Here is a 14,002-nt window from a genome sequence, read left to right on the forward strand (position 1 = left end):
TCTATACCCCATACTTACCACATGAGTTAATAGAATTCTTTGAAAAGAAGAAACATATCCATGAGGCAAAATCCAAAATATAAACTTTTAGAAAACCATATTAAATGGAAACAAATAACAAAGTCTCGTTAAAAGAAAAAATAGGTTACGCACTTGGTGATGGTGCTGCAAATATTGCATGGAGAGGTGTTGCTACCTTTTTATTTATTTTTTATACCGATGTCTTTGGTTTAACTCCTGCAACTGCAGGTCTCGTATTACTTGTTGCCAGATCAAGCGATGGTATTAGTGATATATTAATGGGTATTATTGGTGATCGAACCAATTCTAAATATGGTAAATTTCGCCCATGGATTTTGTGGACTGCTATACCTCTAGGCTTATCTCTATCTTTATTATTTATTACTCCTGAGTTAGGAGAAAATGGCAAAATATTTTATGCATATGCCAGTTATCTATTTTTTACTTTAGTTTATACCGCAAATAACATCCCTTATGGGGCGCTTATGGGTGTAATGACTGGCGATGATAAAGAACGCACCAGTATTGGTTCTTTTAGAATGGCAGGAGCTTTTGCAGGAGGTATGCTAGTTCAAGGAGCTTTACTCTTTTTGGTAGCTTATTTTGGTAATGTAGATCCATCAATCCAAATTTCCAAAATAAATGAAGAAACGTTCAAAGTAGATATTTTAGCTTCGAAAGATGTTGAGCATGTAAACATTAAAACTAAAGATGGTATTGCCTCTTTTGTATGGAACGACCCAAACAAAACTGAAAATGCACCAACTACAGGTAAGAGTTTTCAAATGACAAAAGGGCAAAATTATAGCTTTACAATTACTGGAGAGAAAGAACTATCAAATGATGACATTTCAATTATTGATCAAAAACAGGGATATAGTAAATCTATGTTTGTAATGTCGGCATTATTAGCCCTATTAATGTTAATTACATTTTTGACCACTAAGGAGCGAATATTACCTCCAAAAGATCAAAAAAGTAATTTATGGAAAGATTTTAAAAATCTGTTTACCAATAAACCTTGGGTTGTTTTACTTATTATAGGTCTATTGTTTAATATATACAACTCTATTAAACAAGGTATTGTAATTATTTATTTCACTCATTATTTAAATGATCAATTGCTATCCGCCTCTTATTTGGTAGGCTTAATGCTAGCTTCAATTGCAGGAGCATTTTTCACTGCCCCATTGAGTAAAAAATTCGGAAAAAGAAATCTATTTATTTATGCCTTAATTTTTTCTGGTGTTGTAAATGCCTTATTTGTATTCTGCACAAAAGAAAGCATCGGTGCAATATTCTCAATAGGAATTATATCAGAATTCGCTTCTGCAATGTTTCCTACTTTATTTTTTGTAATGTTAGGAGATGCAGCAGATTTTTCAGAATGGAAAAATGGAAGAAGAGCAACAGGACTCATTTACTCTGCAGGCTCTTTTGCCACAAAATTTGGTGGTGGGATAGCTGGTGCTATAGTCGGTTTTACTTTAAGTGCTTTTAATTACAATGGGCAAGATACGTTAACTATAGAAGGTGCTATTCCCGGTATGATTATGTTGATGAGCTGGATTCCTACTATAGTGGCACTCATTGCTGCAGCTATGATGCTTATGTACCCTTTAACTAGTAAAAAAATGGGACAAATAACTTCTGATTTAAATCAAAGAAGAATTTCAGAATAACAAAATATAAATTAACTAGCTCTTATCAATAACCATACTTACACAATTTTTAAAAATGAACACATTTCCAAATGATTTTATATGGGGTACCGCTACTTCTTCTTATCAAATAGAGGGTGCTGCAACAAAAAATGGCAAAGGGCCTTCTATTTGGGATGCTTTTTCGAGTATTCCAGGTAAAACACATAATGGCGAAACAGGTGAAATTGCTTGTGATCACTATCATAAGTTCAAAGAAGACATCCAACTCATGAAAGATCTTGGGATTAAAGCCTATCGTTTTTCAATAGCGTGGTCTAGAATTATGCCAACAGGAAAAGGAAAAATTAATGAAGAAGGAATTAAATTTTACTCTGAATTAATCGATGAACTTATAAAAGCGGATATTGTTCCTTGGGTGACTTTATATCATTGGGATTTGCCATTAGCACTTCAATTAGAGGACGATGGTTGGTTAGGAGATTCAATATCGGATCATTTTGCCACTTACGCTGACTTATGCTTTGAACGTTTTGGAGATCGTGTGAAAAACTGGATAACCCTAAATGAACCTTGGGTTGTTGCCATTCTTGGTTATGGACAAGGTGTATTTGCTCCTGGTAGAGTTTCTACTTCTGAACCGTATTTAGCGGGTCACCAATTAATTCTTGCTCATGCTAAGGCCGTACATATCTATAGAAAAAAATATGAACATCAAAAAGGCCAAATAGGGATCACTAATAATTGTGACTGGAGAGAACCCCTTACAGATAGTAATGAAGATAAAGAGGCTGCAGAAAGAGCTTTACAGTTTTTTCTGGCTTGGTTTGCAGATCCTATATACAAAGGAGATTATCCTGAAACAATGAAAGAACGTTTAGGAGATAGATTACCAAAATTTTCTTTAGAAGAACAAAAAATGATTAAAGGTACTTCTGATTTTTTTGGATTAAATCACTATACTACAATGTATGCAGCCCATGATGATGGTAGTCCTAAAGACCGAAATGTTTATGGAAATGGTGGTATCTCTGAAGATCAAGAAGTGGATCTGTCGTTGGATAAAAATTGGGATCTTACTTTAATGAACTGGGCTGTTGTACCTTGGGGATGTAAAAAAATGTTAGAATGGATCGATAATCGTTATGATAAACCAGAAATTTACATTACAGAAAACGGATGCGCCTATGCCGATCAACTCATCGACGGAAAAGTTAATGATCAAGAACGTTTAGAGTTTTATAAGGGATACTTAAATGCCTGTCAACAGGCTATTGAAGGTGGCGTAAAATTAAAAGGTTATTTTGCATGGTCCTTTATGGATAACTTTGAATGGGCTTCTGGATACGACAAAAGATTTGGCCTACATTACGTAGATTTTGAAACACTACAGCGTAAACCAAAAAAATCGGCACTTTGGTTTAGAGAAGCAATAAAAAACAATAGCGCTAATATAGACTTGCTATAATTTTTTGATCCTTCTAAAATTCAAAAAATAGTTCTTATCTTCCGTGTTAAAAGAGAATAACTTTTAATACAAAAATAGCTCTATGAGTATCATAAGTATAAGGTTTGTTCAACTTACTTTACTATGCAGTATGCTTTTTATAACAAGCTGCAAAACAGTACTAGCACCAGAATATGATAAAGCTATTGTAGAGAGTGTTAGTGTTACAAGTCAAAAGACGATGAGTTTTGTGGCATCTGTAAGTAATGGTGTTACTCAGGAAACTTTTAAAAATCGAGAACCAATATACAATTACTTAATAGGTGCTTTTGATGCATTAAAACTTCAGGCAAGAGCCAGACCTGTGCCTCGAAATGTAGCTACAAAACAAATTAACAAGCTCCTTAAAATCAAAGGGCATACAACTGTAAAAGATGAATATTACCCAAGTGCATTTGCATTTCAAAAAATAGCAGAAACACTAACTAAAATGAAAGATACCGATAGATCTAAAGGCATTAAACCATTTGCTGTAGAAGCATTTAAAGGTCAAATAGAAATCTTTCTTGATCAAGCAATAACCTATGAAAGCTTTTTAAAACGATAATATAATGGACGAAAAAGTAGTAAATCTTATCACAGAGATTAAAAATGTTGCTTCTTTGATTTTAGAAAAAGACATCTCTAGTGTTAGAGGTTTTAGTGAACGCCAAGTAGAAGCTATTGCTAAACAAACTATAATTATTCAAAAAGGAGTTGAAAATGGCGATATTGATAAAGAATTAAAAGAATTCTTTTTAGATGGCTTAGAAGCTATGACAACAAATTTTGTAAATACACTTAAAGGCATTTTATCTGCAACCATAGAGACCGTTTGGAATGCTATTATTGATGTCCTTTGGAAAGTCATTGATTCTACAGTGAAATAACAACTTCTTAAATCTACGGAATTCTCAGTATTATTTGTACATGTAGAAAATTTTGTTTGACTATTTACCCTTTCCTAAGCAACTGTATATCAATCATTTTCAATATACCTATTATTGGGTATTGAACTATGTCTTTAATGAAGATAATTTTGAAACAACAAGTTATTATTCACTAAATACACCACCAAATGATCATCGTAGACCGCTTTTTAGAAAATCTATCTATAACAGAAAAAAGATATGAAAGAAGAAAAGATTACAGAACAGAAGTAAATGCACTCAAACCTTCTGGAAAATACATTGACACAAGTCAACTTCTTAAAAGACTAGAATACAAAGGGTTCGAAAGTAATAGCGTTTTGTTTACAGATAAAATAACACGAGAACGACTTATTGGAACTGATGATTTACTAAATATTAATTTTTTATCAAAGGGATTGCATGCATCACATGCAGTAGGTCGTATCACAATTAACTCTGATAACGGGCAAGGCTATGGTACTGGCTTTTTGATCGGGGAAAATTTAATGATTACCAATAATCATGTTATTACCTCTAAAAGTGATGCACATAAAAGCTATATAGAGTTTAATTATCAAGAAGATCAGAATTCATACCCCACAAATCCTGTTGCTTTTAATTTTGAACCAGATAAACTTTTTATAACGTCAAAAGATCTTGATTTTACAATTGTATTTGTAAAAGGTGTCTCTTATGATGGAAGAAGTAATTTAACAGATTTTGGAAGTCTTAAATTAATTGAAGAAATCGGGAAATTGCAAATAGGAGAAAAAGTATCTATAATTCAACATCCTAACGGTGAAAGAAAACAAATTGCTCTAAGGAATAATGAAGTAATTGATATTTTTGATCAATTTGTACATTATAAAACTGATACTGAACCCGGATCATCGGGATCGTCTGTTTTTAATGAAGACTGGGAAGTTGTTGCGTTACATCATTCTGGTGTTCCAGAAAGAGATACTAAAGGTAATATTCTTACTAAAGATGGAAGAATATGGAGTCATTTTGACGGGGAAGAAGCTATTAACTGGATAGCCAATGAGGGAATACGAATTAGCTCAATCATTAAGTATCTTCGGTTAAATGCTACAGAAAATCAAAAAGTCTTCTTACGTCAAATTCTACAAGGCAATAATCTTGTAAATGGTTCCATAAAAAGACCCAGTATTGGGGTAGATAATGATTATTATAATAGTGAAAAGGATAATTTAAAAATCAAAGAATATTATACAACTATTGATCTAAATAATAATGATCAATTATTTAATGACCTAAATATATTACTTCGTAGATCTCACCAAAATATTTTACCGTATAAGCCTTCTAAATATGTATATCCTGAAGTCGATGTACAAGAAAACGGAAAAATTCGCAGTATTTACTCAGGAAAAGAATTTACAGTAGAAGAGCTTATACTAGAAGATGATCGAGTTGATTTAGAAAGGAAATCAAAATTATTAGAACTTAAGAAAAATAATAATCTAGTATTACTTGAAGATTATTCAGCCTCTATAGATAGCATAGAGTATAGTCTACCCTATAATTGCGAACATGTTGTCCCTCAATCTTGGTTTATCAAACGCAATCCTATGAAAGGTGACTTACATCATCTCTTTGCTTGTGAGTCTAGATGTAACAGTTTTAGAAGTAATATCCCCTACTATGATTTTGCAGATTATAATCCTGCTCAAATTGAAGAAGTAGTTCGAGAAGAATGCGGAAAAAGAGAAGGTAAAAAATTCGAGCCCGAATTTAACAAAGGAGCAGTAGCTCGGGCCACACTCTATTATTTACTAAGATACCCAAGAATGTTAGATAATAATTATGATGAATCAAGACTAAACACACTACTACAATGGAATCAAAAACACCCAGTAACTATTTATGAAAAACATAGAAACTATAAAATTCATCAAATGCAAGGCAATAGAAACCCTTTAATTGATTTTCCGGAATTGGGCGATAAGATTGATTTCAAGAAAGGATTATAATTACTCAATAAAATCTAATAACTATGACACAATCAGAATTAATAATCAAGTCACTAACCTCTGTTGTAACTCTAGCAGGAATACTAATTGGGGTATATCAGTTTAATAAAGGACAAAGAAAATTACAAGAAAACGAACTAGAACAAAGGGCATTTGAACTCAAAAAAATACATCTGGGAAATCAGTTTGAAGCCATTTCAAAATTCAAAGAAATCCAATCAATTAAATATAAAGAAACTACCGAAACAATATCTAGTATAATTTATGCAGATGATTATCAACCCACAGAATGTAAGCATGCTCTAAAAAGATTCTGGCAATTGTATTGGGTAGAATTATCTGCTGTAGAAGACCGTGAGGTAGAAGCTAAAATGGTAGAACTTGGAGAATTTATTAAAAAGCTTCAAAAAGTGAATTTTAAAAACATCTCGACAAACGATAAAAAACAACTGTACAGTTTAGGTTATTCTGTGGCACAAACAATAAAAAAGTCATCTAAAACTTGGGAACTTCCAGAAGGGTTTAAAAAACAAGAATAAATACGTTAGAAGAATTAAAAACACAAAATAGACACCTATATTCTAATCTTAAACAAAAGGATATTACTATCATAATTATAAAAGCTACCCCCAATTACTTTTATGAAAACAATAACTCGGTCGATAATAAAACCAAAAAAAACTTACCTTTATTATTTGTAATGTAGCTAACAAAAAATCGACAAACATCTCATATGATTAAGGAGTTTAAAGAATTTTCAACCGAAGCTTTATTAAAAGTAGCCGATGAAGAGTTGTTATTAGACTATAAAGTATCAAAACTAATTAGTCTTTATACTTTCATTTGGTCTAAAAATGGTAAAGTAATTATCGAAATTGATGGAATTGTAACAACCCTAGAAAAAGATAGTATTGTTGTTCTAACTCCAAATCAATATTTTAAATACTTAAGCGGCTCTGATCTTATAGTTTATCAATTTAATCGTGAATTCTATTGTATTAAGGATCACGATAAAGAAGTAAGCTGTATGGGTGTTTTATTTCATGGCAATAGTGCCGTTTCTTTAGTTAAACTTGGTGTTTCTGAACGTAATAAACTAGAACAACTACATAGTGTATTTTTAGATGAACTTGATACTGTAGACACCATTCAGGCAGAGATGCTACGCATGTTAATGGCCAGATTTATTATCACTACCACTCGTCTAATTAAGCAACAAAGTAATTTTGATCATGTTGAGGACCAAGGAGACTTGATCCGATCGTTTAATATGCTTGTCGATACTCATTTCAGAAAAGAACATTCTGTAGCATTTTATGCAGAAAAATTGTTTAAATCACCTAAAACATTATCCAATAATTTTGTTAAACTTAAGAAAAGTCCTTTGCAGATCATTCATGATCGCGTAATTTTGGAAGCCAAACGCCTACTTATATATACTGATAAAACTGCTAAAGAAATAGCCTATGAATTAGGTTTTGAGGATGCTTCTCATCTTAGCAGAATGTTTAAAAAGCATACATCATTTTCTCCGTCGGAGTTCAAAAAACAATTAAAATTAGAACCTCAAGGGAATTATTGACAAATGTAAAGGAAAAAGCTCCATTCTATCACACCTAATTTTGTTGCAACTTTGTTGAACAAAAAAGTAAAATATATCATTGAAAACAAATTTCGAATAAAGGGGATAGATATGAAAAATTTGATAATTAAAATTAAACTAGGATTACTCAGCATTTTGTTTTTGGCTTTTGCCGTAAGTAATGCCCAAACAAGATATGAAGAAGAGTTAGAGACTGTTTATCTAAATGACAATCTTGAAGAAGTTGTATACACAAATAATTTTAGTAATTATAACGAAAATTTAATTTCTTCTGATGAAATTGATTTTAGAAAACAAATTAAAAAAGCAAAACTAGAAGGACGCTTTTTACTTTTTCTTTCGGAAAGAAGTAATTTAGAAATTTTGACTGCAGGATATTTAAAAACTATTCGCAAAGGGGCAAATCGAAGTCGTGATGCTGAAGCTTTTGCTGCTTTTCTTAGAGATAAATTACCCGAATTAAAACATCAGTTTAAAAAAGACAATAATTTACAACAACTATATAGTGTTTCAAGAAAAAGTACTTTTAATGGTAAAATAGATGATTTGCCTAGTGTACTTTCTATAGATTTCTAAAATCCCTTAAAAACGTAATCAACACAAACTCCAACCATGAAAAAAATAGCACCCCTATTGCTACGAATTATCGTTGCAATTATTTTGATTCAAACACTTAGATTTAAATTTACAGCGCATCCTGATAGCGTATACATTTTTACAAAAGTTGGTTTAGAACCTTACGGAAGAATAGCCACAGGAATTAGTGAACTAATTGCTGGAATTTTGTTACTCATACCTAAAACTGCGTGGGTTGGAGCTATGTTAACATTAGGAATTATTGGTGGTGCCATAATGATGCATTTAACCAAATTAGGTATCGAGATTAATGGAGATGGTGGTATTTTGTTTTTTACTGCTGTATTAACCTTTATATTAAGCGCCATTATTCTTTGGATAAAAAGAAAAGAAGTTAAGTTCTTTTAAAAAACAAATTTAAAATTACATATTCTTATTATATAAATAAAAGGCTTCTCAAGTTTGAGAGGCCTTTTTTTATATTCGGGAGTTTTTGACAAGCCGTCGGGAAAAACTACCATTTTTTCACTTCTATTCATATCGCATCTTTGTACTATAAATTAAAATAAATAGTAACTGATCCTTGTATAAATATTGGATCAATTAAAATAACAAAAGATGACAAATAATAATAAATCAATTTTCAATCTAATCGAAATTTTTACTAAAGGAAGAAAAAAAGTAATTAACGCTATATCACCAAAAACACATTGTGAACAAAAAGGTATTCATGATTTTTACTGTGATGTAGAACGCCCATTTGTTCAAAAATAAAATGAAAAATTAAGGTCAGGAAGATTTGACAAGTTATCGGGAAAAACATTCATTCTTTCTCATCCAAATCTACCTGATCTTTGTATCATCAAATAAAACAAACATTTAAAAAATAAAATATATAATTATGAGCACATTTAATGTTCCAACAAGAGAAGAAGTAAGCGCAAATAATCAAGCAATATTTGATAACCTGAATAAAGGATTAGGTTTTGTTCCTAATTTATTTGCAACATATGCACATAGTGACACTGCTTTAGAGAATTATTTAAACTTCTCTAATGCCAAAACATCTCTATCTGCCAAAGAAAAAGAAGTTGTAAATCTTGCTGTTAGCCAAGTTAACAATTGCCTATATTGTTTATCTGCCCACACAGCTATTGGGAAAATGAACGGATTTTCTGAAGAACAAATCTTAGAACTAAGACAAGGAAAAGCTTCTTTTGATACTAAATTAGACGCACTAGCTAAATTCTCAAGAAATATTACAGAAAACAGAGGAGCAACTGACACAGAGGTATTAGAAAACTTTTTAAACGCAGGATATAGTAAAGGTAGCGTTATAGATGTAATTTCATTAGTAGGTGACAAAACAATAAGTAATTATCTACACAAAACTACACAAGTACCTGTTGATTTCCCAGAAGCACAGCCACTTGAAGCGGCAAATGCATAAGGAGTAAAAAAAATAAATAAAAAATTGTCATAACTAAGTAAGGTTCTCATTTTTTTATGACAAAACAAACAAGTAATTAATAAAAATCATTTAAATTAAATTAGTAAAACCATGAAAAACGTAATCACAGCATTAACATTTATTTTAGCTATCACATTTAGCGCAACTGCTCAAGAAGTAAAAACTGTTTCTTTAGAGCAAACAAAAGGAGAATTTACTCAAAAAGGAATTACATTATCAGAAGGAAGTTATGTTTTTAACATCTCTAATAATAATGTAGGTACTGATGTAGGTTTTGTACTAGTAAAGAAAGGTCAAGACGCATCTGATGCTAAAAATCATATAAAAGAAGCATACGTAACTAAAGTAGTTGCTGACGGAAAGACTGAAAGTTCTAAAACTGTTACTCTTAAAAAAGGAGAATACGAGTACTTTTGTCCTTTAAATAAAACACCAGCATATACTCTTACTGTAGAGTAATTATCTTAAAAATTAGATAAAAAAAGCTTCCGTAACAGGAAGCTTTTTTTGTTTATTTTAGCGATATGTATTCAGAAATTGAACAACATATTGCAAAACACATTCAACTAACTCAAAAAGAATGGGATCGGTTTACAAGTCTGCTTATTTATAAGAAACTTCGGAAAAAACAATACCTAATCCAAGAAGGTGATGATGTTCAATACGAATATTATGTTATCAAAGGATGTCTTAAAGCCTACCATATTGATAAAGATGAGAATGAGCATATCGTTCAGTTTGCAGTTGAAGATTGGTGGATTAGCGACTTTAAAGCTTTTTTTAAAGAAGAAAAAGCAAGATTAACAATAGATTGTATCGAGAACACAGAGTTAATCGGAATCAAAAAGTCAGATTTGGAAATACTCTTTCTCGAGATTCCAAATTTAGAACGTTTCTTTCGCATAAAACTTACAAATGCATTTGTTGCTTTTCAGGATAGAATATTATCTGCTTTGGAAAAAACAAGTGCAGAACGATACCTAGAGTTTTTATCAACATATCCTAACATAGAACAACGCATATCCAATTACCACATAGCCAACTATCTTGGTATCAAACCAGAGAGTTTAAGTCGTCTTCGTAGGCAAATTCTTAACATAGGTCAATAAAATTTCATAACAAAGATCAACTACATTTTATTTGAAGGTTTACGAAATTTGTAAACTCATTCAGTAATCCAATTAATATTCTGAATTGATATAAAAACAAATAATTTAAAACCTTTTATATAATGAAAAACTTAAATGTACTAATCGTAACAACGTCACACGATAAACTAGGTAATACAGGAGAAAAAACTGGAGTTTGGTTAGAAGAATTAGCTGCCCCCTACTATAATTTTATTAATGAAGGTGCAGTAGTAACAATTGCTTCACCAAAAGGAGGCATTGTACCTTTAGATCCAACAAGTAAGCAGCCAGATTGGCAAACAGAATATACAAAACAATTCAATAACGATACAGTAGCCACAGCAGCTATTCAAGATGCAAAAAAAATATCAGACATCAATCCATCTGAATATGATGTCTTATTTTTTCCTGGTGGTCATGGTCCTATGTGGGATCTAAGTGATAACTCTGAAGTTGCAAAATTAATTACCGCATTCAATACAGAAGATAAACCGATCGGATTAGTATGTCATGGAGTAGCCGCTTTAAAAGGGGTTATGTTAGATAATAATACCCCTCTTGTAAAAGGAAGAAGACTTACTTCGTTTACAAATACTGAAGAGGCCGCTGTACAATTAACAGAGGTAGTACCTTTTTTACTTGAAACTGAACTTACTAATGATGGGGCAATCTATCGTAAAGGGGATGACTGGAGTGAGTTTGTAATCGAAGATGGAAATCTTATTACAGGACAAAATCCTCAATCCTCTGTATTAGCTGCAAAGAAAACCTTAGAAGCTGTACAAGTTAATTAATAAAGTAATACATATTAAAGAGTTTAACCTTGCTGTTTTAAGTTATCAGCAAGGTTTTCTTTTTCAAAACAAACAACGTATATAAGTTATAGTATTATTTATCTCTTGCATAACATTATATCGGCGTATCATTTTGTAAAGTTCTGTTAAAAACTTCAACACAAAGTGCTGTAAATTATGACAATCTGATCTTTTCTCTACTTTTGCAAAAAATTAAACTAAAATGAAAAGTATAATCGCATTACTATTAGTATTATTAACAGGTATTAGTTGTAAAAATGAGGTGAAACAAACTCAAAGTTACGAGGATGAAACAGAGGTTAAAAACCCAGAACCTATTACCGATACTAAAGAAAAAATTACAACTACAGCAGAAGCAATTGCATATGCAAATGGTTTTAAAAACTGGGATAAAGTGTCCCAAATTAAATTTACATTCAATATAGATCGTGATACTATTCATTCTGAACGTTCATGGACCTGGAAACCCAAAGAGGATATAGTAACATTAACTTCTCAAAAAGATACCATAACCTATAATAGGGCAAACATGGATAGTATAACGACAAAAGTTGACAGAGGCTTTATTAATGATAAATATTGGCTATTAACCCCGTATAATCTTATCTGGGATGCAGAGAGTTTTACTTCTGAACATCAAATAAAAGCAACTGCTCCTATAAGCAATACTGAAATGCAAAAATTAACTATTGTTTATAAAGATAAAGGAGGATATACACCTGGAGATGCCTATGATTTTTATTTTGAAGGTGATTTTATAATTAAAGAATGGGTGTTTAGACAAGGTAACACTCCTGAACCTTCTCTTATAACTTCATGGGAAGATTATAAAAATTATAACGGAATCAAAATTGCTCAAACTTATAAAATAAATAAAGGTAATTGGAAATTGTATTTTACAGGAGTTGAAGTAATTACAGACTAAAACTTAATAACCAAATTAAACATTAATACTAGCCTCAAAGATGATAATATCTTTGAGGTTATTTATTAAATTACTTAATCATATTAAGCAACGCTCTACTAGCCTCGCTTTCTATTCAAAAAAAGTGTAATGATCATGGCTATACAACTAGCTATAAGCAACACTGTAAAGCTTAATTTAAGACTTTCTAATTTGGATATAAAACCAAGCACTGGCGGACTTAATAAAAAGCCTAAATAACCAAAACCAGCTACAAATGATATCCCCTCTGCAGAAGAAATTCCTTTGGCTCTCCCTGCCAACCTGAATAATTCGGGAATAACAACAGAGAAACCTAATCCAACAAGACCAAAACCTATAATTGTAATTAGTAATTGAGCCGATAATACAGCTATAAAACCTAATATACTAATTAAACATCCCCCTATAATGATAACAAAAGACCCAAAACGTTTACTAACAGCATCCCCAAAAAATCTTCCTAGCGTCATCATTGCAGAAAAAGCCACAAATCCAAAACCTGAAATTTTTTCTGAAGTAACCGAGACAATATCCTGAAGATATAACTTACTCCAATGCTCAATCGCACCTTCACTACCCATTATTAAAAAAGCAATAATCGTAAAACCAAAAAGGGGTTTCATTAACTCAAATGGTTTTGATTTTTTAGTATTAGACTCTTTTTTTCCCTGAATAGTCAAATACACTTTTGCTAATATTACATTTGTAATTATTACAAAAATCATGGCAAAGGCCATATGAGTAACAGGCACTTTTATATATTCTATCAAAAAACTGCCAATACCAGCACCTATAACACCTCCTAGACTAAAAAAACCATGTGATGCCGACATGAAATGAACATTATCCTTTTGTTCTATATCAGAGACTAAAGCATTCATAGATATATCTGTAAGACAACCAAATATTCCAACAATATAAAGTGAAAGACAAAGCATTATATAACTTGGAGCAATTAGCGGAACTAAAAACAATATTGAATACATAATTATTCCAATAAGTGTCATTTTGCCTACTCCTATTCTCTTAATCAATTTAGAAGAAAACGGTATAGCCGTGAGTGTTCCCAAAGCAAAACAAAATAATGCGATACCCAATTGAGCATCATCAATATTTAATTTCTCTTTTATTTTAGGAATATAAAGCACCCAGGTACCTGTCATTATATTTAGCGATGCAAACACCCAAGCAGGGCCTAAATAGCGAGATTTTGTTAAAATTAATTGCAATGAGTTCATAACTACAAATTCTTAAGCGTAAATGATATCAAGTTCTAAACTAAAGCATCAAAATTAAGCACCATGTTTCTTGTTGGGTAAAACAAAATATTCAAATACTAAGACAAAACATTCCTTGATATACATTTATTAAAAATAAAATGATAATTT

The 14,002-nt window shown here is 31.4% G+C and carries 16 protein-coding genes; 15 read left to right on the top strand and 1 reads right to left on the bottom strand.

Annotated features, from left to right (window positions below):
- Positions 1 to 104 precede the first annotated feature (104 nt).
- The 15 genes from D1816_RS10570 to D1816_RS10635 all read left to right on the top strand — a co-directional run bounded on the left by D1816_RS10570 (position 105) and on the right by D1816_RS10635 (position 12,593).
- A complete protein-coding gene (locus tag D1816_RS10570) occupies positions 105 to 1,703 on the top strand; it encodes an MFS transporter (protein ID WP_118502747.1) in 1,599 nt (532 codons plus the stop codon).
- Between the two features lie 55 nt (positions 1,704 to 1,758).
- Positions 1,759 to 3,150 (top strand): GH1 family beta-glucosidase, encoded by a 1,392-nt coding sequence (locus tag D1816_RS10575; RefSeq protein ID WP_118502749.1) that lies wholly within the window; start codon positions 1,759 to 1,761, stop codon positions 3,148 to 3,150.
- Between the two features lie 82 nt (positions 3,151 to 3,232).
- Positions 3,233 to 3,736 carry a hypothetical protein gene (locus tag D1816_RS10580; protein WP_147405071.1) on the top strand — a complete coding sequence of 168 codons (504 nt, stop codon included), beginning with the start codon at positions 3,233 to 3,235 and terminating at the stop codon, positions 3,734 to 3,736.
- Positions 3,737 to 3,740: 4 nt separating this feature from the next.
- Positions 3,741 to 4,058, top strand: a complete 318-nt coding sequence (locus tag D1816_RS10585; protein ID WP_066312645.1) for a hypothetical protein — start codon at positions 3,741 to 3,743, stop codon at positions 4,056 to 4,058.
- Between the two features lie 188 nt (positions 4,059 to 4,246).
- The gene (locus D1816_RS10590) at positions 4,247 to 6,073 is read left to right on the top strand and encodes an endonuclease (protein WP_118502751.1); all 1,827 of its coding nucleotides are present in this window, start codon (positions 4,247 to 4,249) and stop codon (positions 6,071 to 6,073) included.
- 23 nt (positions 6,074 to 6,096) lie between these two features.
- Positions 6,097 to 6,612, top strand: coding sequence for a hypothetical protein (locus D1816_RS10595; RefSeq protein WP_118502753.1), 516 nt, complete (start codon positions 6,097 to 6,099; stop codon positions 6,610 to 6,612).
- A 194-nt stretch (positions 6,613 to 6,806) separates the two neighbouring features.
- Positions 6,807 to 7,655, top strand: a complete 849-nt coding sequence (locus D1816_RS10600) for an AraC family transcriptional regulator (protein ID WP_066312647.1) — start codon at positions 6,807 to 6,809, stop codon at positions 7,653 to 7,655.
- A gap of 111 nt (positions 7,656 to 7,766) precedes the next feature.
- Positions 7,767 to 8,252, top strand: a complete 486-nt coding sequence (locus D1816_RS10605; protein WP_066312650.1) for a hypothetical protein — start codon at positions 7,767 to 7,769, stop codon at positions 8,250 to 8,252.
- A gap of 36 nt (positions 8,253 to 8,288) precedes the next feature.
- Positions 8,289 to 8,660: a DoxX family membrane protein gene (locus D1816_RS10610; protein WP_066312652.1), complete on the top strand. Its 372-nt coding sequence runs from the start codon at positions 8,289 to 8,291 to the stop codon at positions 8,658 to 8,660.
- Positions 8,661 to 8,870: 210 nt separating this feature from the next.
- Complete coding sequence (locus D1816_RS25630; RefSeq protein WP_157766055.1) at positions 8,871 to 9,026, top strand: hypothetical protein; 156 nt, start codon at positions 8,871 to 8,873, stop codon at positions 9,024 to 9,026.
- 127 nt (positions 9,027 to 9,153) lie between these two features.
- Positions 9,154 to 9,702 (top strand): carboxymuconolactone decarboxylase family protein, encoded by a 549-nt coding sequence (locus D1816_RS10615; RefSeq protein WP_118502757.1) that lies wholly within the window; start codon positions 9,154 to 9,156, stop codon positions 9,700 to 9,702.
- A 111-nt stretch (positions 9,703 to 9,813) separates the two neighbouring features.
- A complete protein-coding gene (locus tag D1816_RS10620) occupies positions 9,814 to 10,182 on the top strand; it encodes a cupredoxin domain-containing protein (protein ID WP_066312657.1) in 369 nt (122 codons plus the stop codon).
- A 65-nt stretch (positions 10,183 to 10,247) separates the two neighbouring features.
- Complete coding sequence (locus tag D1816_RS10625) at positions 10,248 to 10,832, top strand: Crp/Fnr family transcriptional regulator (protein WP_066312660.1); 585 nt, start codon at positions 10,248 to 10,250, stop codon at positions 10,830 to 10,832.
- A gap of 122 nt (positions 10,833 to 10,954) precedes the next feature.
- Positions 10,955 to 11,647: a type 1 glutamine amidotransferase domain-containing protein gene (locus tag D1816_RS10630; protein ID WP_118502759.1), complete on the top strand. Its 693-nt coding sequence runs from the start codon at positions 10,955 to 10,957 to the stop codon at positions 11,645 to 11,647.
- Positions 11,648 to 11,870: 223 nt separating this feature from the next.
- Positions 11,871 to 12,593 carry a hypothetical protein gene (locus tag D1816_RS10635; RefSeq protein WP_066312665.1) on the top strand — a complete coding sequence of 241 codons (723 nt, stop codon included), beginning with the start codon at positions 11,871 to 11,873 and terminating at the stop codon, positions 12,591 to 12,593.
- 98 nt (positions 12,594 to 12,691) lie between these two features.
- Here D1816_RS10635 and D1816_RS10640 read toward each other — a convergent pair whose 3' ends face one another.
- Complete coding sequence (locus D1816_RS10640) at positions 12,692 to 13,852, bottom strand: MFS transporter (RefSeq protein WP_118502761.1); 1,161 nt, start codon at positions 13,850 to 13,852, stop codon at positions 12,692 to 12,694.
- Positions 13,853 to 14,002: the final 150 nt, after the last annotated feature.

This window comes from Aquimarina sp. AD10 (assembly GCF_003443715.1).
Taxonomy (GTDB): domain Bacteria; phylum Bacteroidota; class Bacteroidia; order Flavobacteriales; family Flavobacteriaceae; genus Aquimarina; species Aquimarina aggregata.

Excerpts from the sequence above, each read along its gene's own strand:
- D1816_RS10570 (WP_118502747.1), top strand. The coding sequence starts at position 105 with ATGGAAACAAATAACAAAGTCTCGTTAAAAGAAAAAATAGGTTACGCA.
- D1816_RS10575 (WP_118502749.1), top strand. The coding sequence starts at position 1,759 with ATGAACACATTTCCAAATGATTTTATATGGGGTACCGCTACTTCTTCT.
- D1816_RS10580 (WP_147405071.1), top strand. The coding sequence starts at position 3,233 with ATGAGTATCATAAGTATAAGGTTTGTTCAACTTACTTTACTATGCAGT.
- D1816_RS10585 (WP_066312645.1), top strand. The coding sequence starts at position 3,741 with ATGGACGAAAAAGTAGTAAATCTTATCACAGAGATTAAAAATGTTGCT.
- D1816_RS10590 (WP_118502751.1), top strand. The coding sequence starts at position 4,247 with ATGATCATCGTAGACCGCTTTTTAGAAAATCTATCTATAACAGAAAAA.
- D1816_RS10595 (WP_118502753.1), top strand. The coding sequence starts at position 6,097 with ATGACACAATCAGAATTAATAATCAAGTCACTAACCTCTGTTGTAACT.
- D1816_RS10600 (WP_066312647.1), top strand. The coding sequence starts at position 6,807 with ATGATTAAGGAGTTTAAAGAATTTTCAACCGAAGCTTTATTAAAAGTA.
- D1816_RS10605 (WP_066312650.1), top strand. The coding sequence starts at position 7,767 with ATGAAAAATTTGATAATTAAAATTAAACTAGGATTACTCAGCATTTTG.
- D1816_RS10610 (WP_066312652.1), top strand. The coding sequence starts at position 8,289 with ATGAAAAAAATAGCACCCCTATTGCTACGAATTATCGTTGCAATTATT.
- D1816_RS25630 (WP_157766055.1), top strand. The coding sequence starts at position 8,871 with ATGACAAATAATAATAAATCAATTTTCAATCTAATCGAAATTTTTACT.
- D1816_RS10615 (WP_118502757.1), top strand. The coding sequence starts at position 9,154 with ATGAGCACATTTAATGTTCCAACAAGAGAAGAAGTAAGCGCAAATAAT.
- D1816_RS10620 (WP_066312657.1), top strand. The coding sequence starts at position 9,814 with ATGAAAAACGTAATCACAGCATTAACATTTATTTTAGCTATCACATTT.
- D1816_RS10625 (WP_066312660.1), top strand. The coding sequence starts at position 10,248 with ATGTATTCAGAAATTGAACAACATATTGCAAAACACATTCAACTAACT.
- D1816_RS10630 (WP_118502759.1), top strand. The coding sequence starts at position 10,955 with ATGAAAAACTTAAATGTACTAATCGTAACAACGTCACACGATAAACTA.
- D1816_RS10635 (WP_066312665.1), top strand. The coding sequence starts at position 11,871 with ATGAAAAGTATAATCGCATTACTATTAGTATTATTAACAGGTATTAGT.
- D1816_RS10640 (WP_118502761.1), bottom strand. The coding sequence starts at position 13,852 with ATGAACTCATTGCAATTAATTTTAACAAAATCTCGCTATTTAGGCCCT.